The sequence below is a fragment of the Citrobacter sp. W9 genome, assembly GCF_026719375.1.
GTDB lineage: Bacteria > Pseudomonadota > Gammaproteobacteria > Enterobacterales > Enterobacteriaceae > Citrobacter > Citrobacter werkmanii.
In genome coordinates, this window is sequence record NZ_JAPPTE010000031.1 from 1 (window position 1) to 22,766 (window position 22,766).

Annotated in this window: 26 protein-coding genes and 3 pseudogenes; 13 read left to right on the forward strand and 16 right to left on the reverse strand. The window is 50.7% G+C overall.

Going from position 1 to position 22,766, the window contains the following annotated elements; genetic code table 11:
* Positions 1–142 precede the first annotated feature (142 nt).
* The 3 genes and pseudogenes from OOJ59_RS25740 to OOJ59_RS25750 form a co-directional block, all read left to right on the forward strand.
* Positions 143–394: a pentapeptide repeat-containing protein gene (locus tag OOJ59_RS25740; RefSeq protein WP_227643485.1), complete on the forward strand. Its 252-nt coding sequence runs from the start codon at positions 143–145 to the stop codon at positions 392–394.
* Between the two features lie 103 nt (positions 395–497).
* The gene (locus OOJ59_RS25745; protein ID WP_224776059.1) at positions 498–911 is read left to right on the forward strand and encodes a GMC oxidoreductase; all 414 of its coding nucleotides are present in this window, start codon (positions 498–500) and stop codon (positions 909–911) included.
* Between the two features lie 120 nt (positions 912–1,031).
* Positions 1,032–1,193: pseudogene (locus tag OOJ59_RS25750) on the forward strand (FAD-dependent oxidoreductase); the annotation flags it as partial.
* A 91-nt stretch (positions 1,194–1,284) separates the two neighbouring features.
* Here the strand turns inward: OOJ59_RS25750 and nthA are convergent.
* Positions 1,285–1,844 (reverse strand): annotated as a pseudogene (gene nthA, locus OOJ59_RS25755) (nitrile hydratase subunit alpha).
* A 105-nt stretch (positions 1,845–1,949) separates the two neighbouring features.
* The gene (locus OOJ59_RS25765; RefSeq protein ID WP_024193449.1) at positions 1,950–2,180 is read right to left on the reverse strand and encodes an amidase family protein; all 231 of its coding nucleotides are present in this window, start codon (positions 2,178–2,180) and stop codon (positions 1,950–1,952) included.
* A gap of 12 nt (positions 2,181–2,192) precedes the next feature.
* Between OOJ59_RS25765 and istA the strand changes: the two genes are divergently transcribed.
* The 10 genes and pseudogenes from istA to OOJ59_RS25820 all read left to right on the forward strand — a co-directional run.
* Positions 2,193–3,317, forward strand: coding sequence for an IS21 family transposase (gene istA, locus OOJ59_RS25770; RefSeq protein ID WP_032237994.1), 1,125 nt, complete (start codon positions 2,193–2,195; stop codon positions 3,315–3,317).
* 475 nt (positions 3,318–3,792) lie between these two features.
* Positions 3,793–4,314: an RNA polymerase sigma factor FecI gene (gene fecI, locus OOJ59_RS25780; protein ID WP_001572456.1), complete on the forward strand. Its 522-nt coding sequence runs from the start codon at positions 3,793–3,795 to the stop codon at positions 4,312–4,314.
* On the forward strand, positions 4,311–5,264 hold the full coding sequence (gene fecR, locus OOJ59_RS25785; protein ID WP_017146590.1) for a ferric citrate uptake sigma factor regulator FecR: 954 nt from the start codon (positions 4,311–4,313) through the stop codon (positions 5,262–5,264). Before fecI ends, fecR begins: the two co-directional genes overlap by 4 nt.
* Before the next feature lie 86 nt (positions 5,265–5,350).
* Entirely contained in the window at positions 5,351–7,675 is a 2,325-nt protein-coding gene (gene fecA, locus OOJ59_RS25790; RefSeq protein ID WP_094543495.1) for a TonB-dependent Fe(3+) dicitrate receptor FecA, read from the forward strand.
* Positions 7,676–7,719: 44 nt separating this feature from the next.
* Positions 7,720–8,622 carry a Fe(3+) dicitrate ABC transporter substrate-binding protein FecB gene (fecB, locus tag OOJ59_RS25795; RefSeq protein WP_004118241.1) on the forward strand — a complete coding sequence of 301 codons (903 nt, stop codon included), beginning with the start codon at positions 7,720–7,722 and terminating at the stop codon, positions 8,620–8,622.
* On the forward strand, positions 8,619–9,617 hold the full coding sequence (gene fecC / locus OOJ59_RS25800; protein ID WP_004118243.1) for an iron-dicitrate ABC transporter permease FecC: 999 nt from the start codon (positions 8,619–8,621) through the stop codon (positions 9,615–9,617). Before fecB ends, fecC begins: the two co-directional genes overlap by 4 nt.
* Positions 9,614–10,570, forward strand: a complete 957-nt coding sequence (gene fecD / locus OOJ59_RS25805) for a Fe(3+) dicitrate ABC transporter permease subunit FecD (RefSeq protein ID WP_004118246.1) — start codon at positions 9,614–9,616, stop codon at positions 10,568–10,570. Before fecC ends, fecD begins: the two co-directional genes overlap by 4 nt.
* Positions 10,571–11,338, forward strand: coding sequence for a Fe(3+) dicitrate ABC transporter ATP-binding protein FecE (gene fecE / locus OOJ59_RS25810; RefSeq protein WP_004152282.1), 768 nt, complete (start codon positions 10,571–10,573; stop codon positions 11,336–11,338).
* A gap of 53 nt (positions 11,339–11,391) precedes the next feature.
* Positions 11,392–11,730: an IS66 family insertion sequence element accessory protein TnpB gene (gene tnpB, locus OOJ59_RS25815; RefSeq protein ID WP_029497456.1), complete on the forward strand. Its 339-nt coding sequence runs from the start codon at positions 11,392–11,394 to the stop codon at positions 11,728–11,730.
* A gap of 49 nt (positions 11,731–11,779) precedes the next feature.
* A pseudogene (locus tag OOJ59_RS25820) lies at positions 11,780–12,037 on the forward strand (IS66 family transposase); the annotation flags it as partial.
* A gap of 22 nt (positions 12,038–12,059) precedes the next feature.
* Here the strand turns inward: OOJ59_RS25820 and OOJ59_RS25825 are convergent.
* The 14 genes from OOJ59_RS25825 to OOJ59_RS25890 all read right to left on the reverse strand — a co-directional run bounded on the left by OOJ59_RS25825 (position 12,060) and on the right by OOJ59_RS25890 (position 22,753).
* Positions 12,060–12,272: an EAL domain-containing protein gene (locus OOJ59_RS25825; RefSeq protein WP_072041631.1), complete on the reverse strand. Its 213-nt coding sequence runs from the start codon at positions 12,270–12,272 to the stop codon at positions 12,060–12,062.
* 266 nt (positions 12,273–12,538) lie between these two features.
* On the reverse strand, positions 12,539–13,294 hold the full coding sequence (locus OOJ59_RS25830) for a hypothetical protein (protein WP_094543387.1): 756 nt from the start codon (positions 13,292–13,294) through the stop codon (positions 12,539–12,541).
* A 153-nt stretch (positions 13,295–13,447) separates the two neighbouring features.
* Positions 13,448–15,157, reverse strand: a complete 1,710-nt coding sequence (locus OOJ59_RS25835) for a DUF4942 domain-containing protein (protein ID WP_094543386.1) — start codon at positions 15,155–15,157, stop codon at positions 13,448–13,450.
* A gap of 621 nt (positions 15,158–15,778) precedes the next feature.
* On the reverse strand, positions 15,779–15,931 hold the full coding sequence (locus OOJ59_RS25840) for a hypothetical protein (protein WP_160955733.1): 153 nt from the start codon (positions 15,929–15,931) through the stop codon (positions 15,779–15,781).
* 51 nt (positions 15,932–15,982) lie between these two features.
* A complete protein-coding gene (locus OOJ59_RS25845; RefSeq protein ID WP_227643482.1) occupies positions 15,983–16,423 on the reverse strand; it encodes a hypothetical protein in 441 nt (146 codons plus the stop codon).
* Positions 16,413–16,895, reverse strand: coding sequence for a hypothetical protein (locus tag OOJ59_RS25850; protein ID WP_094543384.1), 483 nt, complete (start codon positions 16,893–16,895; stop codon positions 16,413–16,415). Before OOJ59_RS25850 ends, OOJ59_RS25845 begins: the two co-directional genes overlap by 11 nt.
* 97 nt (positions 16,896–16,992) lie before the next feature.
* Positions 16,993–17,421, reverse strand: coding sequence for an HNH endonuclease (locus tag OOJ59_RS25855; protein WP_032951321.1), 429 nt, complete (start codon positions 17,419–17,421; stop codon positions 16,993–16,995).
* Positions 17,422–17,439: 18 nt separating this feature from the next.
* Positions 17,440–18,042, reverse strand: coding sequence for a hypothetical protein (locus tag OOJ59_RS25860; protein WP_227643483.1), 603 nt, complete (start codon positions 18,040–18,042; stop codon positions 17,440–17,442).
* Complete coding sequence (locus tag OOJ59_RS25865; RefSeq protein ID WP_094543383.1) at positions 18,039–18,917, reverse strand: hypothetical protein; 879 nt, start codon at positions 18,915–18,917, stop codon at positions 18,039–18,041. Before OOJ59_RS25865 ends, OOJ59_RS25860 begins: the two co-directional genes overlap by 4 nt.
* Before the next feature lie 11 nt (positions 18,918–18,928).
* Positions 18,929–19,912, reverse strand: coding sequence for a recombination-associated protein RdgC (rdgC, locus tag OOJ59_RS25870; protein WP_007372167.1), 984 nt, complete (start codon positions 19,910–19,912; stop codon positions 18,929–18,931).
* Complete coding sequence (locus tag OOJ59_RS25875) at positions 19,899–20,129, reverse strand: hypothetical protein (RefSeq protein WP_007372166.1); 231 nt, start codon at positions 20,127–20,129, stop codon at positions 19,899–19,901. The genes rdgC and OOJ59_RS25875 overlap by 14 nt, the downstream gene beginning before the upstream one ends.
* Positions 20,126–20,947 carry a DNA adenine methylase gene (locus OOJ59_RS25880; protein WP_007372165.1) on the reverse strand — a complete coding sequence of 274 codons (822 nt, stop codon included), beginning with the start codon at positions 20,945–20,947 and terminating at the stop codon, positions 20,126–20,128. Before OOJ59_RS25880 ends, OOJ59_RS25875 begins: the two co-directional genes overlap by 4 nt.
* Positions 20,948–21,097: 150 nt before the next feature.
* Positions 21,098–22,381, reverse strand: coding sequence for a DNA polymerase III subunit beta (dnaN, locus tag OOJ59_RS25885; protein ID WP_223226826.1), 1,284 nt, complete (start codon positions 22,379–22,381; stop codon positions 21,098–21,100).
* Positions 22,382–22,453: 72 nt separating this feature from the next.
* Positions 22,454–22,753, reverse strand: a complete 300-nt coding sequence (locus tag OOJ59_RS25890) for a hypothetical protein (protein WP_009653866.1) — start codon at positions 22,751–22,753, stop codon at positions 22,454–22,456.
* Between the last annotated feature and the right edge of the window lie 13 nt (positions 22,754–22,766).

Sequence of the window (22,766 nt, forward strand, 5' to 3'; positions counted from 1 at the left end):
CGGGTCTGACGGCGCTTAGTGCTGAATTCACTATCGGCGAAGGTGAGTTGATGGCTCATGATGTCCCTCTGGGATGCGCTCCGGATGAATATGATGATCTCATATCAGGAACTTGTTCGCACCTTCCTTAGTCGGTTTGCGATTGCAGAAATCAAGTTTTTTATTTGCAAAGTTCAGAGATTGTTTATTTGAAGAAACTGAACTCCGTAAATCTGATTTCACCGAGTCGGAATTTTATAATACCGAATTCAGGCATTGTGATTTATCTCGCTGTGACTTTTCATTGACTGATGGCCTTGATATAAATCATGAAATAAATAATATTTCTTCAATGAAAATCCATCAGGATGCCGGTTTTATAATCCTTAGAAGGATGGGGGTTATTATTTCATGATGCTGGTTGAGCATTAATAATTTACTCAGTGCGATATTAAGAACAGTAATTAACAAAACTAGGTAAATTATAAAAGTATTCCCATGTGAGATTGGAGAAACTTATGTATTTAAAATCATATAATAACAACGGCGTAATGTCGTTAAAACGTGGCAAATTCAATGTGGCCTATAACAAATCGGAAAGTCACGTCTATCAGGAGATAGATAACGAAGTCAGCGAGATTAAAGCCAGGACCGGTACCCAAATCTACTCCCCTTCTTCACCCGTCACCGTCCAGCCCCTCGGAGGCGCCTGTCTGGGTACTTCTAATCAGGACGGCGTGATTGGTGCCAACGGTGAGATGTTTGACAATCCGGGCCTGTATATCGCCGATGCGGCCGCGCTACCCGAGTCCCCTGACAGACCACCCAGCCTGACCATTACCGTCTGGGCTGCCAATGTTGCCGACAGACTCCTCGACACGCTCAGGCACGAGTCTTTGCAACAGCACTATCCGGCTTCGCAATCCCGTTAGTACCCCAAAGCACGAATTTTTCCGAACGGAGCAGTTTAGCCAGCCGCTCCGCCCTTCCCAGCGTCCCACCCGGATGTCCGCTTAACAGCGTCCCGGCGGGATCAGTTACAAGGTTGGTCAATGACAAAGCAAGTTGAAGTACTGATTATTGGCAGCGGTTTTGGCGGCGTGATTGCCGCACGACGCCTGGCCGCTGCGGGTCGAGATGTCTTAATGCTGGAGCGTGGTCCCTGGCGCGATACGGTGCCGAACCGTTCAATCGGACTCAAAAATCTCGTGCCACTCCCCCAGGGAAATAAAGCCCTTACGCATGGTCTGAGAACGGTAGGCTCGCACCTGTTCAAAAAGACATTCACGTTTAATAACAAAGGCTTTATTGAAGCCTACGCCGGTAGAGGAGGCCCGTACCAATCATTGAATCACGCCTTACTCTCGCGGCCAGTTGTTCTTCGTTCAGGTTCTCCGTACCAGCCGGGCGTTGCGGCAGTACGAAATAGCAAATTTCGGCATTACTGTCCCAAACGCGAATTTCTTTCTCCGGTGGAAGCTCAGTACCGAACTTCTTCAGCACGCCTCTTGGATCAATCACCACACGGGAGCGGTACTGTGCAGATTTAAACCAGATTGGCGGCAATCCCAGAACCGGCCACGGATAGCAGGAGCACAGCGTACAAACAACGATGTTATGTACCGCATCACTGTTTTCGAGGACGTGAATGACTGCGCCTTCGGCACCTGAAAAAACCATCTCGCTGATGGCAGCCGTGCCATCTTCAAGCAGCTTTTTTTAAATTCGGCATCAAGCCAGGCGCGCGCCACGACACTGGCACCGTTACGGGGACCGATCTTGTTTTCAAAATAGTCCACGATGGCGTCTGAAGTTTCTGGATCGAGCTGACCTTTCTCCGTCAGGAATGACTGAATCGCCCGCACTTTGATGGCATTTTCGGAAGGTAAGACATCATGATTTGATATGCTGACTCCACTGTAAGTGATTCATAACTGATTGCTCCAGCCTGTTGGCTGGAGCAAAGAAAATTAAAGGGCGGGATGAGTGCGATGCCAGTCAGTAACCTGCTGCCACGCCCAGCCAGACTGTATCAATGCGGTTTCGCCAAAATGTGGTGCAACAAGCTGGAAGGCGATTGGTGCGCCTGCAGCAGTACGCCCGCAGGGCAATGTCAGAGTTGGGTGGCAGGTCAAATCAAAAACGCTGGTGTAACGCAGCACACCACTGAACAGTGTTTCGTCCTGACCAAACATGCTCATGAGGACTTTTACATGATAAAGCAAATGCGCCAGCAGGGTGCGTATATTGTTGATATTGCCACTCAGGTTGGTTGCTCTGAGCGGACTGTCAGACGGTACCTGAAATACCCGGAACCTCCGGCCAGAAAAACACGCCACAAAATGGCCAAACTCAGGCCGTTCATGGACTATATCGACATGCGTCTGGCTGAGAATGTCTGGAACGGCGAGGTCATCCTCGCGGAAATCAAAGCGATGGGTTATACCGGCGGACGCTCCATGTTGCGTTACTACATCCAGCCAAAACGTAAGATGCGGCCATCGAAGAAAACGGTTCGCTTCGAAACTCAGCCCGGTTACCAGCTCCAGCATGACTGGGGAGAAGTTGAGGCTGAGGTTGCCGGGCAACGATGCAGGGTTAACTTCGCGGTTAACACGCTGGGGTTCTCACGTCGCTTCCATGTCTTCGCGGCACCAAAGCAGGATGCTGAACATACCTATGAGTCACTGGTCCGCGCCTTCCGCTACTTCGGCGGCAGCGTGAAAACCGTGCTGGTCGATAATCAGAAAGCCGCAGTGCTGAAAAATAACAACGGGAAGATGGTGTTCAACTCCGGGTTCCTGCTGCTGGCCGATCACTATGGCTTCCTGCCACGGGCATGCCGTCCACGAAGGGCCAGAACCAAAGGTAAGGTGGAGCGGATGGTGAAATACCTCAAGGAGAACTTCTTCGTCCGGTACCGCCGGTTCGACAGCTTCGCCCAGGTTAATCAGCTACTGGAGCAGTGGATGGCTGACGATGCCGACAGGCGAGAACTTCGCCAGTTCAGGCAGACACCGGAACAGCGCTTCACGCAGGAACAGGAGCATCTGCAGCCGTTGCCGGATACGGACTTCGATACCAGCTACTTCGATATCCGTCATGTCTCCTGGGATGGCTATATCGAGGTTGGCGGAAACCGTTACAGCGTGCCGGAAAGCCTGTGTGGCCAGCCGGTATCAATACGGATCTCGCTGGATGATGAACTGCGGATCTACAGTAATGAGCAGCAGATGGCATCGCACCGTCTCTGTTCGGCTGCATCCGGCTGGCAGACCGTGCCGGAGCATCACGCCCCGCTCTGGCAGCAGGTCAGTCAGGTGGAACCCGAAATCTGATTTATTCAACAAAGCCGCACCAAATCATCACTCGAAGATATTCAGGCATGGTACATCCGCGGCAAGCCCCTAATTTGTACTGAGGGGCAAAGTGAAAAAAGTTACTTTTTGTTGAAACGACAGTTAGCAATAACCCCCGCTTGCGGGGGCCATACCCACCAGGAGCAAACGCAAAAAGCCCGAGATACTTCTGCTGTACCGGGGGCTGGCGACATTTCAGGCAACACTCATAGTTGACATCCTCCCCGCCCTAAAGGGCGGGGAGGATGTCAATAATAGCAGACCACATCATGATGTCATTCTGACCGACAGATGCCAGAAGCAGAGGATCCATCCCATTTTATACCTACCTTATAACACTTAGAAAAACAACATGTTAAAAATGTTTATTGGAAACAATTTTATTTACAATTGTAATGATAACCATTCTCATATTAATATGGCTACGTGATAATTAACTTTTGATGCACTCCACATGTCTGACCGTGCCACTACCACAGCTTCCTTAACGTTCGAGTCGCTTTATGGCACCCATAACGGCTGGTTGAAAAGTTGGCTGACGCGCAAACTCCAGTCTGCTTTTGATGCAGATGACATTGCCCAGGACACTTTTTTGCGGGTAATGAGCAGCGAAACGCTCTCGACGATCCGCGATCCTCGCTCTTTCCTGTGCACTATCGCCAAACGCGTGATGGTGGACCTGTTTCGCCGAAACGCGCTGGAAAAAGCGTATCTGGAGATGCTGGCGCTTATGCCGGAGGGGGTAGCGCCTTCACCTGAGGAACGCGAAAGCCAGCTCGAGACCCTACAACTCGTCGACAGCATGCTGGACGGGCTAAACGGAAAAACACGTGAAGCGTTTCTGCTTTCGCAACTGGATGGCCTGACATACAGCGAGATTGCGCACAAACTCGGTGTTTCCGTCAGCTCCGTGAAAAAATACGTGGCGAAAGCCGTCGAGCACTGCCTGCTGTTTCGTCTGGAGCATGGGTTATGAATCCTTCGTTAACCGATTCCCGCCGTCAGGCGCTGCGTTCAGCTTCCCACTGGTATGCCGTGCTAAGCGGCGAGCGCGTCAGCCCACAACAGGAAGCGCGCTGGCAACAGTGGTATGAACAGGATCAGGATAACCAGTGGGCCTGGCAGCAGGTTGAAAACCTGCGCAACCAGCTTGGCGGTGTGCCTGGCGACGTTGCCAGCCGGGCGCTGCACGATACCCGCCTCACCCGCCGTCACGTGATGAAAGGATTACTGCTGTTGCTCGGCGCTGGCGGAGGCTGGCAACTCTGGCAGTCGGAAACCGGCGAAGGTCTGCGGGCAGATTACCGCACCGCCAAAGGCGCAGTCAGCCGTCAGCAACTGGAAGATGGCTCCCTGCTCACGCTGAATACCCAAAGCGCGGCGGATGTGCGTTATGATGCGCATCAGCGCACCGTCCGGCTCTGGTACGGTGAAATCGCCATTACTACCGCGAAAGATGCGCAGCAACGCCCCTTCCGCGTCCTGACCCGTCAGGGCCAACTCACCGCTTTAGGGACAGAATTTACCGTCCGCCAGCAGGATAATTTCACGCAGCTTGACGTGCAGCAGCACGCCGTGGAAGTGCTTCTCGCCAGTGCCCCCGCGCAAAAACGCATCGTGAACGCTGGTGAAAGCCTGCAGTTCAGCGCCTCTGAGTTTGGCGCAGTGAAACCGCTGGATGACGAGAGTACAAGCTGGACGAAGGGCATCCTGAGCTTCAGCGATAAACCGCTGGGTGAGGTGATAGCCACGCTAAGCCGTTACCGCAACGGCGTGCTGCGCTGCGATCCCGCCGTTGCCGGGCTGCGCCTGAGCGGGACGTTCCCGCTGAAAAATACCGATGCGATCCTGAACGTTATCGCTCAAACGCTTCCCGTTAAAATTCAGTCTATTACGCGGTACTGGATAAACATTTCACCGCTGTAAGAAAAATAATTCTCATTTCGATTGTCCTTTTTACCCTTCTCGTTCGACTCATAGCTGAACACAACAAAAATGATGATGGAGAAGGTATGACGCCGTTACGCGTTTTTCGTAAAACAACACCTTTGGTTAACGCCATTCGCCTGAGCCTGCTGCCGCTGGCCGGTCTCTCGTTTTCCGCTTTTGCTGCACAGGTTGATATCGCACCGGGATCGCTCGACAAAGCGCTCAATCAGTATGCCGCACACAGCGGAATTACCCTCTCGGTTGACGCCAGCCTGACGCGCGGCAAGCAGAGCAACGGCCTGCACGGAGATTACGACGTCGAGAGCGGCCTGCAACAGCTGCTGGACGGCAGCGGACTGCAGGTAAAACCGCTGGGAAATAACAGCTGGACGCTGGAGACCGCGCCCGCGCCAAAAGAAGATGCCCTGACCGTGGTCGGCGACTGGCTGGGCGATGCGCGTGAAAACGACGTATTTGAACATGCTGGCGCGCGTGACGTGATCCGCCGTGAGGATTTCGCCAAAACCGGCGCAACCACCATGCGTGAGGTGCTTAACCGCATCCCTGGCGTCAGCGCGCCGGAAAACAACGGCACCGGCAGCCACGACCTGGCGATGAACTTTGGCATCCGGGGCCTGAACCCACGCCTCGCCAGCCGCTCGACCGTCCTGATGGACGGCATCCCCGTCCCCTTTGCCCCTTACGGTCAGCCGCAGCTTTCACTGGCTCCCGTTTCGCTCGGCAACATGGATGCCATTGACGTGGTGCGCGGTGGTGGTGCGGTGCGTTACGGACCGCAGAGCGTGGGCGGCGTGGTGAACTTTGTTACCCGCGCCATTCCGCAGGACTTTGGTATCGAGGCGGGGGTGGAAGGTCAGCTCAGCCCAACCTCTTCACAAAACAACCCGAAAGAGACGCACAACCTGATGGTGGGCGGCACAGCGGACAACAGTTTTGGCACCGCGCTGCTCTACTCCGGCACGCGCGGCAGTGACTGGCGCGAGCACAGCGCCACCCGCATCGACGACCTGATGCTGAAAAGCAAATATGCGCCGAATGAGGTGCACACCTTCAACAGCCTGCTGCAATATTACGATGGTGAAGCCGACATGCCCGGCGGCCTGTCCCGCGCGGATTACGACGCCGATCGCTGGCAATCCACCCGCCCGTATGACCGCTTCTGGGGCCGTCGCAAGCTGGCGAGCCTGGGCTACCAGTTCCAGCCGGACAGCCAGCATAAATTCAACATTCAGGGGTTCTACACCCAAACCCTGCGCAGCGGCTACCTGGAGCAAGGCAAACGCATCACCCTCTCGCCGCGTAACTACTGGGTGCGCGGTATTGAGCCACGCTACAGCCAGAGCTTTATGATCGGCCCTTCCGCGCACGAAGTGGGCGTGGGCTATCGCTATGTGAATGAATCAACGCATGAAATGCGTTACTACACCGCCACCAGCAGCGGGCAATTGCCGTCCGGCTCAAGCCCTTACGACCGCGACACGCGTTCCGGCACCGAGGCGCACGCCTGGTATCTGGATGACAAAATCGACATCGGCAACTGGACCATCACGCCGGGTATGCGTTTCGAACATATCGAGTCATACCAGAACAACGCCATCAAAGGCACGCACGAAGAGGTGAGCTATAACGCACCGCTTCCGGCGTTGAACGTGCTCTATCACCTGACTGATAGCTGGAATCTTTATGCAAACACTGAAGGCTCGTTCGGCACCGTACAGTACAGCCAGATTGGCAAGGCTGTGCAAAGCGGCAATGTGGAACCGGAAAAAGCGCGAACCTGGGAACTCGGTACCCGCTACGACGACGGCGCGCTGACGGCGGAAATGGGGCTGTTCCTGATTAACTTTAACAATCAGTACGACTCCAACCAGACCAACGACACCGTCACTGCACGTGGCAAAACGCGCCATACCGGGCTGGAAACGCAGGCACGTTACGACCTGGGTACGCTAACGCCAACGCTTGATAACGTTTCCGTCTACGCCAGCTATGCGTATGTGAAAGCGGAAATCCGCGAGAAAGGCGACACCTATGGCAATCAGGTGCCATTCTCCCCGAAACATAAAGGCACGCTGGGCGTGGACTACAAGCCGGGCAACTGGACGTTCAATCTGAACAGCGATTTCCAGTCCAGCCAGTTTGTGGATAACGCCAATACGGTGAAAGAGAGCGCCGACGGCAGTACCGGCCGCATTCCCGGCTTCATGCTCTGGGGCGCACGCGTGGCGTATGACTTTGGCCCGCAGATGGCAGATCTGAACCTGGCGTTCGGTGTGAAAAACATCTTCGACCAGGACTACTTCATCCGCTCTTATGACGACAACAACAAAGGCATCTACGCAGGCCAGCCGCGCACGCTGTATATGCAGGGGTCGTTGAAGTTCTGATGTGTTAACGCCCGGCTTGCCGGGCTTTTAGCTGGAATGTGACTATGTTGGCATTTATCCGTTTTCTTTTTGCAGGCCTGCTGCTGGTGATCGGCCACGCCTTTGCCGCCACGGTTCAGGACGAACACGGCACGTTTACACTCGATAAAACGCCACAACGGATTGTGGTGCTGGAACTCTCGTTCGCCGATGCGCTGGCCGCCGTGGACGTCAGCCCGATCGGTATTGCCGACGATAACGATGCAAAACGCATCCTGCCCGAAGTGCGTGCGCACCTGAAACCGTGGCAGTCCGTCGGAACGCGCGCGCAGCCGAGCCTGGAAGCCATTGCTGCCCTGAAACCAGACCTGATCATTGCCGACAGCAGTCGCCATGCGGGGATTTACACCGCCTTGCAGCAAATCGCGCCGGTACTGCTGCTTAAGTCCCGCAACGAAACCTACGCTGAAAATTTGCACTCAGCGGCTATCATCGGCGAAGTGGTAGGTAAAAAACGAGAGATGCAGGCGCGTCTGGAACAACATAAAGAGAAGATGGCGCAGTGGGCCAGCCAGCTTCCCACAGGGACACGCGTGGCCTTTGGCACATCACGCGAACAGCTATTCAACCTGCATACCCAGGAGACCTGGACCGGCAGCGTGCTGGCTTCTCTGGGGCTGAACGTTCCCGCTGCGATGGCGGGCGCGTCCATGCCGTCCATCGGCCTGGAGCAACTGCTGGCGGTCAATCCTGCCTGGCTGCTGGTTGCCCACTATCGCGAAGAGAGCATTGTTAAACGCTGGCAACAAGATCCGCTCTGGCAGATATTAACCGCCGCGCAGAAGCAGCAGGTTGCTTCAGTCGACAGTAACGCCTGGGCGCGGATGCGCGGTATTTTTGCCGCAGAGCGTATTGCCGCTGACACGGTAAAAATCTTCCACCATCAGCCGCTTACCGATGTGAAATGACCGCGCTAAAACACCCGGTGCTGCTGTGGGGGCTTCCCGTTGCAGTACTTATTATTATTTTCTGGCTGAGTCTGTTTTGCTACTCGGCCATTCCTGTTTCCGGAGCAGACGCAATCCGCGCCCTGCTGCCTGGACACACGCCAACGCTACCAGAAGCGCTGGTGCAAAACCTTCGTTTGCCGCGAAGCCTGGTCGCCGTTCTGATCGGCGCAAGCCTGGCGCTCGCGGGCACGCTGCTGCAAACCCTGACCCACAACCCAATGGCCTCTCCTTCACTGCTCGGCATTAACAGCGGCGCGGCGCTGGCTATGGCGCTTACCAGCGCGCTGAGTCCGACGCCGGTTGCAGGCTATTCCCTGTCGTTCATCGCGGCATGCGGGGGCGGCGTGAGCTGGCTGCTGGTCATGACCGCAGGAGGCGGGTTTCGTCATACCCAGGACAGAAACAAACTGATCCTCGCGGGTATCGCGCTGTCGGCCTTTTGTATGGCCCTGACCCGCATCACCCTGCTGCTGGCCGAAGATCATGCTTACGGCATCTTTTACTGGCTGGCAGGCGGAGTGTCCCACGCCCACTGGCAGGATGTCTGGCAGCTCTTGCCGGTGGTGGTCACTGCAGTCCCTGTCGTGTTGCTGCTGGCGAATCAACTGAACCTGCTCAACGTCAGCGACAGTACCGCCCATACGCTGGGAGTGAACCTGCCGAGACTACGTTTGATAATCAATATGTTAGTGCTGCTTCTGGTTGGCGCGTGCGTCAGTGTGGCAGGTCCGGTGGCGTTTATCGGCCTGCTGGTGCCACATCTGGCGCGCTTCTGGGCAGGCTTCGATCAGCGCAACGTACTGCCGGTGAGCATGCTGCTGGGGGCCACGCTGATGCTGATGGCAGATGTACTCGCACGCGCGCTGGCCTTCCCCGGCGATCTGCCCGCAGGCGCAGTGCTGGCGCTGATTGGCAGTCCTTGCTTTGTCTGGCTGGTGAGGAGGCGAGGATGAAAATTGCGCTGGTCATTTTCATCACCCTTGCCCTGGCAGGCTGTGCGCTGTTATCACTCCATATGGGGGTGATCCCCGTGCCGTGGCGCGCGCTGCTGACCGACTGGCAGGACGGACGCGAGCATTATTATGTATTGATGGAGTACCGACTGCCGCGCTTGCTGCTGGCACTGTTTGTCGGTGCAGCCCTCGCCGTGGCGGGCGTGCTGGTACAGGGGATTGTGCGTAACCCGCTAGCATCACCGGATATTCTCGGCATTAACCATGCCGCCAGCCTTGCCTCTGTGGGAGCACTGCTTCTTATGCCATCACTATCCGTGATGGTGCTGCCGCTGCTGGCCTTTGCGGGCGGTATGGCGGGGTTGATCTTGCTGAAGATGCTGGCAAAGACCCACCAGCCGATGAAGCTGGCGCTCACCGGCGTGGCGCTTTCCGCCTGCTGGGCGAGCCTGACGGATTACCTGATGCTCCTGCACCCGCAGGATGTAAACAGTGCCCTGCTGTGGCTGACGGGTAGCTTATGGGGGCGCGACTGGCACTTTGTGAAGATTGCCGTGCCGTTGCTCATTCTGTTTTTGCCGCTGAGCCTGCGCTTTTGTCGCGATCTCGACCTGCTGGCGCTGGGCGATGCACGAGCAGCCACGCTCGGCGTGTCGGTTCAGCGCACCCGGTTCCAGGGGCTGATGCTGGCTGTCGCGATGACAGCAACCGGCGTGGCCGTCTGTGGCCCGATAAGTTTTATTGGTCTCGTCGTGCCGCACATGGTGCGCAGGATCGCCGGCGGGCGTCACCGCTGGCTGATGCCCGTTTCGGCCCTGACGGGCGCGTTGTTGCTGGTCATTGCCGATCTGCTGGCACGAATCATTCATCCGCCGCTGGAGCTTCCGGCAGGCGTGCTGACCGCCATTATCGGCGCACCGTGGTTTGTCTGGCTGCTTGTGAGAATGCGATAAATGAGATTACGTACTGAAAATCTGACCGTCAGCTATGGCGCACAAACCGTGCTGGATGGACTTTCTCTCGCCCTGCCTGCCGGAAAAATCACGGCCCTGCTCGGCCCTAACGGTTGCGGGAAATCGACGCTGTTGAACTGTTTTTCTCGCCTGTTAACACCAGACTCTGGCGAGATATTGCTTGATGAAAAACCCATAGCCGGTTTTTCCGCCCGCCAGCTGGCTCGCCGCCTGGCTTTACTGCCGCAACACCATTTATCCCCCGAGGGGATCACTGTACGGGAACTGGTTTCCTACGGCCGCAGCCCGTGGCTGTCGTTGTGGGGGCGACTCTCCGCGGAAGACAACGAGCGGGTCAACGTGGCAATGAGTCAGACCCGGACGCGCAATCTGGCTGACCGCAGGTTAACCCAGCTTTCCGGCGGCCAGCGCCAGCGTGCGTTTCTGGCGATGGTGTTGGCACAGGATACCCCACTCATTCTTCTTGATGAGCCTACGACCTACCTCGATATCAATCATCAGGTTGAACTGATGCGCCTGATGGTTGAACTCAAAAGGCAGGGGAAAACCGTAGTGACGGTACTCCACGATCTGAATCAGGCCAGCCGCTATTGCGATCATCTGGTGGTACTGGCAAGCGGTCGCGTGATGGCGCAAGGTGCTCCGGAAGCAGTGATGAAACCAGAGCTTCTAAAGACGGTGTTCAGCGTAGAAGCGGAAATCCATCCCGAACCGGTATCTGGCAGACCCATGTGTGTGGTGAAGTAGTCTGGCGAAGTCATAAGGATCATCACAGGACAGATAAAGGAAGTGATAACCACCTGCCAACAGGCACCAAAATCTGGCTGGTTGCCGGTATCACCGACATGCGCAACGGCTTCAATGGTCTCGCCGCAAAGGTGCAGACGATGCTGAAAGATGACCCGATGTCCGGCCATGTCTTCATCTTCCGGGGCCGCAGCGGCAGTAAGGTCAAACTGCTGTGGTCCACCGGCGACGGGCTGTGCCTGCTGACCAAACGGCTGGAACGCGGCCGCTTCGCCTGGCCCTCTGCCCGCGATGGCAAAGTGTTCCTGACCCCGGCGCAGCTGGCAATGCTTCTGGAAGGCATCGACTGGCGGCAGCCTAAAAGACTGCTTACGTCCCTGACCATGTTGTAGGCCTCTTTATCCTGGTTGTCGTTGAATAAGCCTGGTAAAATGCGGGCTTATGAACAACACCTACCCTGACGACATCCTTCTGCTGAAACAGCGCCTGTCCGAACAGGAAGCGCTGAACCGCGCCCTGCTGGAAAAGCAGGCCGACCGGGAGCGCGAAATAGACCATCTGCAGGCGCAGCTGGATAAGCTTCGCCGGATGAACTTCGGCAGTCGTTCTGAATAAATCTCCCGCCGCATCGCGCAGATAGAAGCCGACCTGAACCGGCTTCAGACAGAAAGCGATACGCTGACGGGTCGGGTTGCCGATACGGGCCGGGCCCCGTATCGTTTTAACCCTGAATATTCATCGCAGATATTGTTTCGGGTTTTCCGGTATACCAGCCCTGAACTAGGTAACCGGGGCCAAGAGAACGGACGAATTCAAACTGTCCTGGCGTTTCCACCCCTTCAAACACCAGTGGTTTGCCAGTACCACGTAACCCTTTCACCACAGAAACAAGTAGCGCTCGCTTCACCGGGTCATCAATATTGGCAATAAAAATACGGTAATGCTGTCAACCTGTTGATGACTATTTTAATCTGTAGTCATTCAATCCTTGTAACATCAGGATGATCCTGGTGTCAGTGAAAATACGAAATCAACACGTTGGTATCATTACCGCAATCTCGGAAGCATGAACTTTCATCACGTCATTCAGTTCGTCACGAGATGGAGAGCTTTCCGCTGATATTGCGAAACTTGATGCATTAATTGCAATTAAACAAACAACCGCATTTAATATTATTTTTCTCATCACAGGTTTCCTTTTTATTGGTTACGAGGCAATGCTGCTTCAGACAGCTGGTAATTCAATATTGATAAGTAGGCCAGAGGTATAGTTGCTGCCGGGATTAACCATTCATACCTGAGTGAAAAGTATGACCACGAAAGTAAAACAACACCAGAGATAGCTGAAAATGCGAACAACGGCCCAATATTCATAAAAGTACTTTTACAAATGACTGGTATACTTTTCAGCAGAGAACCTTTACACCGCGTAACTGTTGGTATGAATAAAACGAGCATTGGCGTAGCGATAAATACGCTCAAAGTGGCAAGGGCGTACATATTGAAATACACTATTAGGTTGGAGTAAGCCAGACTAATGCTTGTTAATGTTGGTTGTTGATATTCAACATGGTTGGTTTCACCCGCAACCGCTGAAGCAATCATAAATTTAACTAACCACAATATTACGATCATTAATACGGTCAGGAATAATGCATAAACTAACACAACGATAAAGTTGCGTAGTTCTTCCCAGATATTCAATCTTAGCTCTGAGCTTTGATATCGGCATAAGATAGCCGTAAGGTAGAGGGTGAGTACAACTGGCTGTAAGATAAAAAATGCAAGCCCCTCCATTGTCACATTTTTCATGATGAGTGTCAGGAGTCCACCACCAGCAATTATCGGCAAGAATATTGCCAAAATACCATGAAGAGATGCCATTGTTTTCATGGAGGACAACATTATTTGTTTGGTATCTTCGAAAGATAATTTATTGATGAGAAATGCTGACATTGTGTTTCCTCTTCATGTAGTTGGCTTAATTGTCGCATGTTGAAAAATTTGAATAGCATTTAACATCGACAAACTGACGGCTTTTTCTCTATCTCATTTTTTCTGTTCAGTTACGGGTGACGAAATTAACTCGACCAGCTCTTCCTTTCCCCACTATTCATGGGCATCAACGGAGAAAAGTTTTATGGATTCTGCGGTTCCTTCAAAGGCGTTGTCATAGCAACCCAGAATATTGATGTCGTAACCGGGCCCAGCTTCTCGGGTTAAAAGATGCTCCTTTACGCTCCCTGGCAGTATTGCTATCAAGCGTCCTCCCGGTTTCAGGAATCTCATCGCATGTTGAAAATGTGCAATCCAGCGTGAGTCACTAAATGGAGGATTCATCAGAATTCTTTCAAACAAGCCGGTATTTTCAGGCTTGACCAATAGAAAATCATTAAGGGTGACGTTCCAGCGCAGGCCAGTAATTGCAACAGCTGCGGGGTGTATATCAAAACCAGTAACATCCACCCCCTCTGGTAACCCTTTCAGTAGCGCACCAAGACCGATATTCGGTTCCAGCAAACGCATACCTGAAGCCACCATACATTCATCAATTGCTCGTTTCTGGAGTTCTCCGACCGTTGCATAGAACTGGTGCGTATAGCGGTCAGGTATAGAACCATGTAATGCCAGAAGTTTGAATGCTTCAACGGGGCTAAAGTCAAAGTCATATACTTCTCTATATCTTCTGACAGCACCCAATGACTCCCATATGTTCACCAGTTCTTTTTTCTCACTAACAGACTGGTTGTCCCGCAGGATAAAAGTGTGCGGCCCCGGTGACAGGTGTTTGCCCGCGTTCAAATGGTCAGTGGCATATGATATTAAGGAGTTAACAGCAGAGAATGATATCAACTGCGACCGATATTCATTGGTTTTTACAGTTCTTGCGGAGTTATGGCCGGTGGTGTATCGGCGATCGAGAGGAATGCAGCCTGGCATTAAATGGGATAGTACCAGATTGAGATTGTCACAAGTTTCCTCCTCAATCAGGATATGCACATTGCCGTTAATAAACCCCTTCACTTTAAGACTATCGTTATCAATACTTACCCATTCGCCAGGGTTACTCATCATGTACTCTTTGACCGCAGCCGAATTCACATCCTCAGCACCGCTTCGCCCATACATCAGTCCAATAACCTTACGAAGGTCATTAAAATAGTTGAGATAGTCATAGGATCTGCGGTTATCTCTACTTGGTAAGCAGCTGGCTATGATGAGTTTGTTGCTGAAGCCCTGGGCACGGTTAGTCTTGTGCAGAGTGGAGAGCTTTTCAAACACACCATGAACCATCTGGGCGAAGTAGTCTTTTTTCTCTTCATTCAATGCGAATGCGGTAGAAAAGATACTTTCTTCGTTGAAGGGTACAGGCTTAAGCTTCTCAAAATTTGATTCTGATGATTTTCGCCATGCCCTTAATCCTTCGTTCCAGTCATCGTATCTTTCGGTGGGCATAAATGGTTTTACGCCGGTCAGATCGAGCAGCTTTTGCCAGTACTTTTCATCGAGAGCACAGCGGGCCCGTTCTATACAGAACAAATTTTCTACAGCCAGCGTATATTTGATGGAATTGTCACAAGAATCACAGAACATGCGCCATGCTTCATCATGCCGGTTCCGCATCACTGCATCATACATGGCCTGCATGTGCTTCAGTGTTGTGTTGTATTCCACCAGCAGATCGCGCATGGCATTTAGTTTTTGAAAGCCGTCATGTTCAATGAGGCCACTTTGACTGTCTACGGGATTAGCATAAAGGCTGAGGACGTCTGATTCATTTTCATCGTTATTCGCTAATACAGCTGTCGGTAGGTTCATCAGATTTCTCCAAATAGAGAAATTATGAGACAGGTATGGCAGGTGACGAAGCAAATCGACGAACTACATAAGCCGGGATTTTGGGGATACCGTGAAGTACATAGCACGGCGGAAGTCCAAAAAAAGAGACCCCAGTAAGGGGTCTTAAATGAGGTATATATAACTATCAGATCACAGAGCCCGAAGCAGACTACTCAACGTCCTGAATTTCAGGAAGCTTCAACCCTTTCGGATAGAAGATTGTATGAACAGTCAGGTCAGCCAGGAACGTAGATTTGATAATTAATTTTATTATAGGGTTAATACTATCCCAAGAATCGGGCGAATTCCAGATAGTGGCATCACAGCTTTCAGGATACTGGTTAACTCCAGGAGCATGGCCAGCGGTGCAGCGCATTGGGTCGGTTGATTCATGCTCGCATTTAGGGCAAATATAGCGCCGCAGCTGGTGTTCACCTAGGTCTTGGTCAAAATCGTGAGGAGTTTCCCAGCAATGAACATCTTCAAGCTCAGGTAGCCTGGACGGAGTGTAAAAAGCCCACGGCACTTCCGTACCTCGCAGTACCTCAAGTGCGTGTATCACCCGCTCAGGCTCGATTTTAAGCACGTCACTGTATGCTTCTATTCGATCACGTAACAGGCTGCCATTACAGAGATTGTATGGATATCGATACCGGCTGCTTGAGCGTCCCTTTCCAACTGCTCAATAACGACATCAATACTTGCTGGTGGTGCAGACATAAATAACTGCGTTGCGGCTTCTTGTCGTGACATATACGAAGGTTCCTTCGGTTACCGGTGACAGTAACCGATATTTTCCCCTCGCTACAGCTGGTCACGAATTTTTTCAGCTTGTACATCGGATACCAGAACACAATCACCTGTTGCAGAATTACAAACGTAATATTTTCCGTCCTGATGCTGCTGTAATTTCAGTTTTGTACCCGTAAGTGACACTGTAACGCCATTTGCTTCAAACTGCCCTTTGTTGGTGATGAAAAAGTTGTTTTTTGCGAGGGTTCCGGCTTTCAAATCAACGCCTCTGATCACTTCACCCAGGTCCCATTCGTTCATTACTGAGCGTTGTTTATGGATCAAGGAGCCAAGACAGACAAACACCACGACACTGATTGCAGCAAGACCCATAAGGTTTTTAAACGAATGGTGGGCTTTCAGGTCAAGCGTCTTCGCTTCTACCAACTGCTCGGACGTTAACTGGACAGCTCGATTGTTACGCGAAGGGCGTTTACGTTGGTTAGCAGTCATGGTTCACCTCTGTTTGAAGGAGAGATAATTTTAAACCTGCCAGTATATAAGCGATCTGAATTGGGTGAAGCGAATCATCAATGCTCATGGCCAGTCTACCCTTCTGATTGGTATCTACGGCTTTGCTGCCTCGGTACTGGTATCCATATCTCTTCCTGGCAAGTTCCAGGCCAGCCAGCATGTACTGGACTTGCTGTAACGATAATGAATCAATTTGCAGAGACTTGAGCCTGTTTTTTTGCTGGCACACACCAAATAACTCCCTCGACTCGAAATCGTCGGGGTAAGAGTGTAGTAACCCATCAACTGAGCAGGCATTCAACTTATCGAATTCACGTTCAATACCCTCGACCGAGAAATGTCGGTCTCGAACGGACTCGACTCTACATTTGCTGAGCTGGCCATCTGGTGTGGCTACAAATATAGTTGCGCCTTCGGTCAGGTCTCCAGTCCAGTTTGTATGATTAGTCATATACGCTCCGTAATGGGCCTACTAAACAATATTATCACGGCTGAATATTTGACGAAGCAGTGCGCGATACGCGCCATGATAATGTTAAATTAGTCGTTTATTTGATAGCACCATTTTTCTCTGAATACTGTTCAAACCAGAAAACAATGGGTTTCTCTACAATGCTTATCTGGCCGAATCTTTCTGCCGTTCTGAAATTCATACTACTCTTCCGTGCCCTTTCAACCTGTAAACTTATTTGTTTGCGGAACATTTCCAGTGAATATGTTGTTTTGAGCAGATTGCAGGGCGCACAGGCTGGGAAAAGATTTTCTAAGCAGTTGGCACTTTCATTAAACACTTCACCGGTAGCCTTAAGCTTAAATTTCCCTCTGGCCGCAGCTTGCATATCCTGGACGGATTTCCTTAGCACAGGCTCTACGTGATCAGCGTGCCAACCTTTTTCTTTCAGTACCTCGCCACAATATGCACATCGACCACCAAATTTAGCCCTCAGTACTATTCTTTGTTTTTTTGACAGAGACATAATAAATTCCTTGTGGAACTAAGAGAATCGGCCATCGTCTATTGATTCAGCGATGTTGACTGCCAGGGCGTTATCGTCCAAGCCTGACAACGTTTCATAGCGAAAGACAGGAATGTGAGTTCTTTTAAAAAGGGCAATAATGAACTCTCCTTCAGGCTGAGCGCTGATAGCATCTTCATTGATCATTGCTAGCACTAGTTCCCCGGTATGCGCATCGGAGAGAACAAAATCGAACACGAATTCATCTGCGTACTGTTGCGCCTGAAGTACGTCAACCGGGGCAACCGGTTCATCTTCGAGCTCCAGCCCTACTAAGTCCCGGGCAAGCACCTGGGGTGCGATAATGTACTGACCATTGAACACCGCACTCAAGCGCACATAAAGATCCATCAGGACTTTTGGCAATATTGAATTTTTTTTGATGAAGTACTCGCTCAACCCATCAAGTGCGGCGTTCTCGTCGGCATCGGCATTAATATCTGCCTGCTGATCATGCTCGTCCAAAGGTTGCTGAGTTTGTTGTTGTTCTCGTTTTGTTCGACTCGCGTAGATAAGTATGAAAGCTGCAAAGCACACAAATGTCAGAAATATTGCGAGAGCGATTATATATTTTAGAGTCATGGGTTCATTCCTATAGTCTGGAGATACTCAGGCTCCTTGAACTTCATATTTTCGGGTATATGCCGCATCACCTTTTTGATGTATGGTTGTTCAATTCTCTTCAGCGTATCTAATTGAGATTGATAATCCTTAGTTCTCAAATCATGCTCAGCACCCAGTTGTCCTAATAACGTCTGAAGTTTCTTTAAGGCTTTGCTGCACTGCACTTCGGCATTATTCAGCTTTTCAATATTTAACCAGGAGAGAATATCGATAACAGGATTTATAGTCAGATCGACAAACAGATCAAGCATGTCATCTGGTAAATTTGAATCAATAGGTGATTGCCGGGCAGGCATTTCATCTGCTAATCGCTTAAGCGCACCCATAGCTCTCTTTAACGAACTACTCGCAGAGGATGTGTCTATTGCTGAAAGTATGGATATTGCTTTACTGGTAGTAACCATATCCAGAAATTCAGTTGTGGAAGCACTATTACATTCATCCTTTGCTGTTTTTAATAGTTCACGGGCATTTTCTGCAAGTTTGAGTCGTCTGCCTGACTCGTTATATTTTATCTGAGCTTCTTTCCAGCAGTTGACTAGATGCTGATAAATCTCACAATCTGGTGATTTCGAAATTTCTTCCAACGAGGACATAACTACGTATTGAAGAAAGATGCTCCTGCATTTTGGCAGCAGCAGGTTAAGATGCAATTCACATTCGTTCAGCTTTTTTCGCGCCGGTGTCTCTCTGAAGAGACCAATAAATAGCGCCCACAATGAAAACTGACGATCTCTTGTCTCTTTAACCAACTCTTTAACTGCCAGGGCTCGGGCAATGTTAGCATTTTCAACCTGGCGTGATAACTCTTGGAGTTCTGTAGCTGTAATCATCTCTCAGCCCTTTAATGGAAGGTTTTTTCTGGTTGTTTGGCTTCTGCCGCGACACCTTGTTGTTCGTCTGACGGCGTTGTGATGAGTCCTGGGCTTTCACCCCCGAGGGCTTTTATCATTGTGTCCAGAACCTCCATAACAACAGAGGTAAACAAAACGAAATCGGCATCAAATCTTTGGGCGTGATCTTCTGGCGAAATGTCATCGTTCTGTTCAATAAGTTCTTCCGTAAAGGTCAGTCGTGAAAAGATGAAATTGTCATTCAGGATGAAAAACATCTGGTTCATCCAGCCCAGTGCAACCTTTGTCACAAGCTTTCCGGCCTCGATGTGATGAGCGATCTCATCACATATCAAATCCTGGCGTTTTGTTGTAACGACCCCCCCGTTTTCGAGCACATCTTTGAGCGTGGCTTCGTCGCATAAAGCTAGGCCAGGCGGCAGACTTCCTGTTTTGACCCACTCTGTTAACGTCAGTTCTACCGGCGTTTCCAGCGTGAATGGGATAATTGGAAGTGAGCCAATAGTTTTACGTAGCAAAGCTGTTACATCATCTGCTTTTTTATGGCTGGTGGTCTCAACAAGCAGTAGACGTGATTTAGTATCCACCCAAATGTTTGTAGTGCTGTATTTGCTGAAAGCCTTTGGTATGAGCTCAGCGAGCACGGCATCGTTGACGGCCTGGATCTCCATTTTCTTTAGCCTGCGGTTTTGCTCTTTCTCCAGTTTCTGAACCCGGGTTCGCACAATTTCTTTGATGGTCGCGGGAGGAAGTATTTTCGATTCGTGCTTAACAGTCAGAAGAATGAGATTATTCGACTCATGCTTTAACAGCTCGACATCTTCACCCAATGGCGGGATCCATCCTGACCGTGCCATATCATTAGGCCCGCAGGGAGTGTATTTCAACTCACTTAACTGTTCATCCAGCTTGTCTAATTCCAGAGCTTTTTGGATGCGGTAGACTACAAGGCTTTTGGGTTTAAATTGGCTCATCGTGGCCCTCAGCTGTTGCTTGATTAATTTTAATAAGGTCAGAGACACGCTCGCGGATCACGACACACTCCCAGTAAGTTAGAGGCTTAGAGCTCAGCACTTGTTTAAACTGCGCCACGGCAATATCAGGTGCTGTCCGATATTGTTCGGCGATATCCTGACAAAATTTCTCAGTCTCTGGGTTATGCAGCTTTTCAGAACAATGGAAGCGTTTCATGCCGCAGCTCCCTTTTTCGAGTTATCCGCTAATTTGACCGCGAAGATTTCTGAAGCTTTTTTCCCATCCCCGCTGCCTTTAAATATGCTTCTCCGGGCAGTCACACCATGAATAGCGAAGGCTTGATAAAGCTCACGAATATCAGGCGCATCGTGGCATGATGCGATGACATGAACCCCGCGTTCAGGCAGCAACTGGAGCAGTTTGGTAAGCTCAATCTGCATAGCGGGTGTAAAACCGCTGGCATGGTAAGCCGTGAATCTGCCGGGATTAACATATGGTGGGTCGCAATACACCACATCACCCGGGCGGGCCATTGATAGCGTGGTCTGGAAGCTGGCGCAAAGTAAAGTTGCTGAGGACATTTTCTCAGCCATTGCGTATAACTCTGTCTCTGGGAGATAGGGGTTGGCGTAATAACCCCAGGGGACGTTAAAGATGCCTTTCCGGTTGTATCGGCATAGTCCGCGATGGCCAAACCTATTCAGATAGATAAACAGAGCAGCTTGAGTGTCACTTGCACTATCATGATTATTGAACTGGCTTCGCAGCTCATAATAGGCGTCCTCAGAACGCCCGAGACAGTAAAGGCGTTTAAGCTCAGAAAGTACCTTTTCAGGCGACTTAAAAATACTCTGGTATGTATCGATCAGGTCGCTATTAATATCGGCCAAAATGTATTCTGGGTAATTCGTATTCATCATTACAGCGCCTGAACCGCCAAAGGGCTCAATAAGCCGACCACCTTTCGGTAGTACATGCTTAAGACTTGCCATAATGTTGTGTTTGGCTCCTACCCACTTCAGAACGCTTTTCATTTCATTCTGGCTCCAGAATATTAGGACGCAGTGATCGCGACCAATGGGAGCGAGATGGCATATAGCCATCCCGTCAGGAAGCTTGTTTTAACGTTATCACGCCCATGAAATTGGCTATTTCGAAAAGGCCGACAAAACGAGAGCGTTTTGTCAGACACGGACAGGCATGATGATGTCGTAATTGTTTTTGTTTACTGAAATCAATATGCCGGTCGTTGTATCACGCAAAGCAATCTGTGCGGCTTCTCCTTCTTCCGAACACGCCCCCAGGCTTGCCAGTGATTCCAGGAGGTAATCGGCATTCATACCGATATCAACAATTGTTTCGGGCTCGCCTGCCTCTTTCGCAATGTCCATCACCTCTTTGCAACTGATTGCATTTGAGCCGGGCGACTTAAGCTGTAGGGCGTTGTCTTTGAATGACATCACACAAACACTGGTGTTGTTTGGCGAGCCCTCTTTAAGCAATGGGGTTGCGCGTTTTAGTGCGGTGGTGAGTTCAGAAGGATCAACCTTAAACAGTTCAGTATTTTTGGCTACCGTGCTGGCCACGCGCTTCCAGTCCGGGTAACGGCCATCGACAAGATTTGAAATGACTGTATGGCTTCCGAGCGTAAATGTCAGGTTACGGTTGCTGTAGTCAATTTTGAATTGACCCTGGCTACCGCTCAGGATTTTATGGAGCACGGGGAAAACCCCGTTGGGTAAAATCACACCTGCATTCGTGTTACTGATAGAGGTAGGAGCTGTCGGAGATTGAATCTCATCGCCCACGTCATCGCTGAAGTCGATATCATGAGAACTGACGGCCATACGATGTCCATCAGTGGCTACAGCAATAAATTGGCCATTATCGATACCGAGGTAGACCCCATTCATATAAAAGCGGACATCGTTCTGAGCCGCAGCGTGGCTGACACGCTTGATAATCTGACTCAGCATCTGCGTTGGAAAGTAAACGCTGTAATTATGTTCCAGCGTCTCAGCCTGAATTTCGGGTATATGGTCTAAGCAAACCGGGATGTTATAGGAGTTTTTGTCGGTGCGAATGACAAGATGGTTTTTTGCCGCATGGAAGCGGACGTTAATTTCATCTTCGCCGCGCATGTTGCGGATTAAAGAAAAGAGTTGTGTTGCAGGTACTGATACGTCCATATCACCATTGCCCCCCGATACCGTCCCTTTACTGGTAATTTGGGCAGAGTTTAAGTCAATGCCAAGGGCAGAAAGACAATCCCCACGTAACCGCAGCGTGATCATCTCCAGTACTTTCATTGCAGGAGACCGGCGAATAACCATACACGGCATTTCGATAATTTTGAGAAGTGCTTCAGCAGAAATATCAAACCCTGGAAGCTCTTTAAATGATAAGCGTCTTGCCTTTGGTTGAACTGCGTCTATTGTAGATGCGTCTGTCATTTTACTGTCTCCCATAATTATCCGTGTTAAATTAATCGTACCCCCGGTCAATCAAGTGACGAATAGCAAATTATGAAAAAATGAAGTTTATTTGTGGTGACGGCGATAACCTAATTCAAACGCGAACTGCCATTGGTATTCATTTAAAGCACATCCAAGAGATGTGATGGCCTCAACAATTTCCTTTATAATGAGGTTGCCTGAATTCAATCTGTACTCGTAGTACCAACCTATATCAAATGCGATAAGCTGGAGGCGGAAAAGATGGATCTGAGGAACGTAACCAGTAACGCCGCTAAGCGCTTTTATATAAATGAGTTCCCCTTCCATTTCTGATAGAAAAACCATGTCAAGAATATTGGACGCGAAATTCGTCATGGTGAACATAAATTGAGCCTCT

Bases quoted from the DNA above. Each gene is read 5' to 3' on its own strand.
- OOJ59_RS25875 (WP_007372166.1), bottom strand. From the start codon at position 20,129: ATGAAACGCTTCCATTGTTCTGAAAAGCTGCATAACCCAGAGACTGAG.
- rdgC (WP_007372167.1), bottom strand. From the start codon at position 19,912: ATGAGCCAATTTAAACCCAAAAGCCTTGTAGTCTACCGCATCCAAAAA.
- fecA (WP_094543495.1), top strand. From the start codon at position 5,351: ATGACGCCGTTACGCGTTTTTCGTAAAACAACACCTTTGGTTAACGCC.
- OOJ59_RS25745 (WP_224776059.1), top strand. From the start codon at position 498: ATGTATTTAAAATCATATAATAACAACGGCGTAATGTCGTTAAAACGT.
- istA (WP_032237994.1), top strand. From the start codon at position 2,193: ATGATAAAGCAAATGCGCCAGCAGGGTGCGTATATTGTTGATATTGCC.
- fecB (WP_004118241.1), top strand. From the start codon at position 7,720: ATGTTGGCATTTATCCGTTTTCTTTTTGCAGGCCTGCTGCTGGTGATC.
- OOJ59_RS25880 (WP_007372165.1), bottom strand. From the start codon at position 20,947: ATGAAAAGCGTTCTGAAGTGGGTAGGAGCCAAACACAACATTATGGCA.
- OOJ59_RS25765 (WP_024193449.1), bottom strand. From the start codon at position 2,180: ATGAGCATGTTTGGTCAGGACGAAACACTGTTCAGTGGTGTGCTGCGT.
- OOJ59_RS25890 (WP_009653866.1), bottom strand. From the start codon at position 22,753: ATGTTCACCATGACGAATTTCGCGTCCAATATTCTTGACATGGTTTTT.
- fecC (WP_004118243.1), top strand. From the start codon at position 8,619: ATGACCGCGCTAAAACACCCGGTGCTGCTGTGGGGGCTTCCCGTTGCA.
- dnaN (WP_223226826.1), bottom strand. From the start codon at position 22,381: ATGGGAGACAGTAAAATGACAGACGCATCTACAATAGACGCAGTTCAA.
- OOJ59_RS25855 (WP_032951321.1), bottom strand. From the start codon at position 17,421: ATGTCTCTGTCAAAAAAACAAAGAATAGTACTGAGGGCTAAATTTGGT.
- OOJ59_RS25830 (WP_094543387.1), bottom strand. From the start codon at position 13,294: ATGTCAGCATTTCTCATCAATAAATTATCTTTCGAAGATACCAAACAA.
- fecR (WP_017146590.1), top strand. From the start codon at position 4,311: ATGAATCCTTCGTTAACCGATTCCCGCCGTCAGGCGCTGCGTTCAGCT.
- OOJ59_RS25865 (WP_094543383.1), bottom strand. From the start codon at position 18,917: ATGATTACAGCTACAGAACTCCAAGAGTTATCACGCCAGGTTGAAAAT.
- OOJ59_RS25840 (WP_160955733.1), bottom strand. From the start codon at position 15,931: ATGTCACGACAAGAAGCCGCAACGCAGTTATTTATGTCTGCACCACCA.
- fecD (WP_004118246.1), top strand. From the start codon at position 9,614: ATGAAAATTGCGCTGGTCATTTTCATCACCCTTGCCCTGGCAGGCTGT.
- OOJ59_RS25860 (WP_227643483.1), bottom strand. From the start codon at position 18,042: ATGACTCTAAAATATATAATCGCTCTCGCAATATTTCTGACATTTGTG.
- fecI (WP_001572456.1), top strand. From the start codon at position 3,793: ATGTCTGACCGTGCCACTACCACAGCTTCCTTAACGTTCGAGTCGCTT.
- OOJ59_RS25835 (WP_094543386.1), bottom strand. From the start codon at position 15,157: ATGAACCTACCGACAGCTGTATTAGCGAATAACGATGAAAATGAATCA.
- OOJ59_RS25850 (WP_094543384.1), bottom strand. From the start codon at position 16,895: ATGACTAATCATACAAACTGGACTGGAGACCTGACCGAAGGCGCAACT.
- OOJ59_RS25845 (WP_227643482.1), bottom strand. From the start codon at position 16,423: ATGACTGCTAACCAACGTAAACGCCCTTCGCGTAACAATCGAGCTGTC.
- fecE (WP_004152282.1), top strand. From the start codon at position 10,571: ATGAGATTACGTACTGAAAATCTGACCGTCAGCTATGGCGCACAAACC.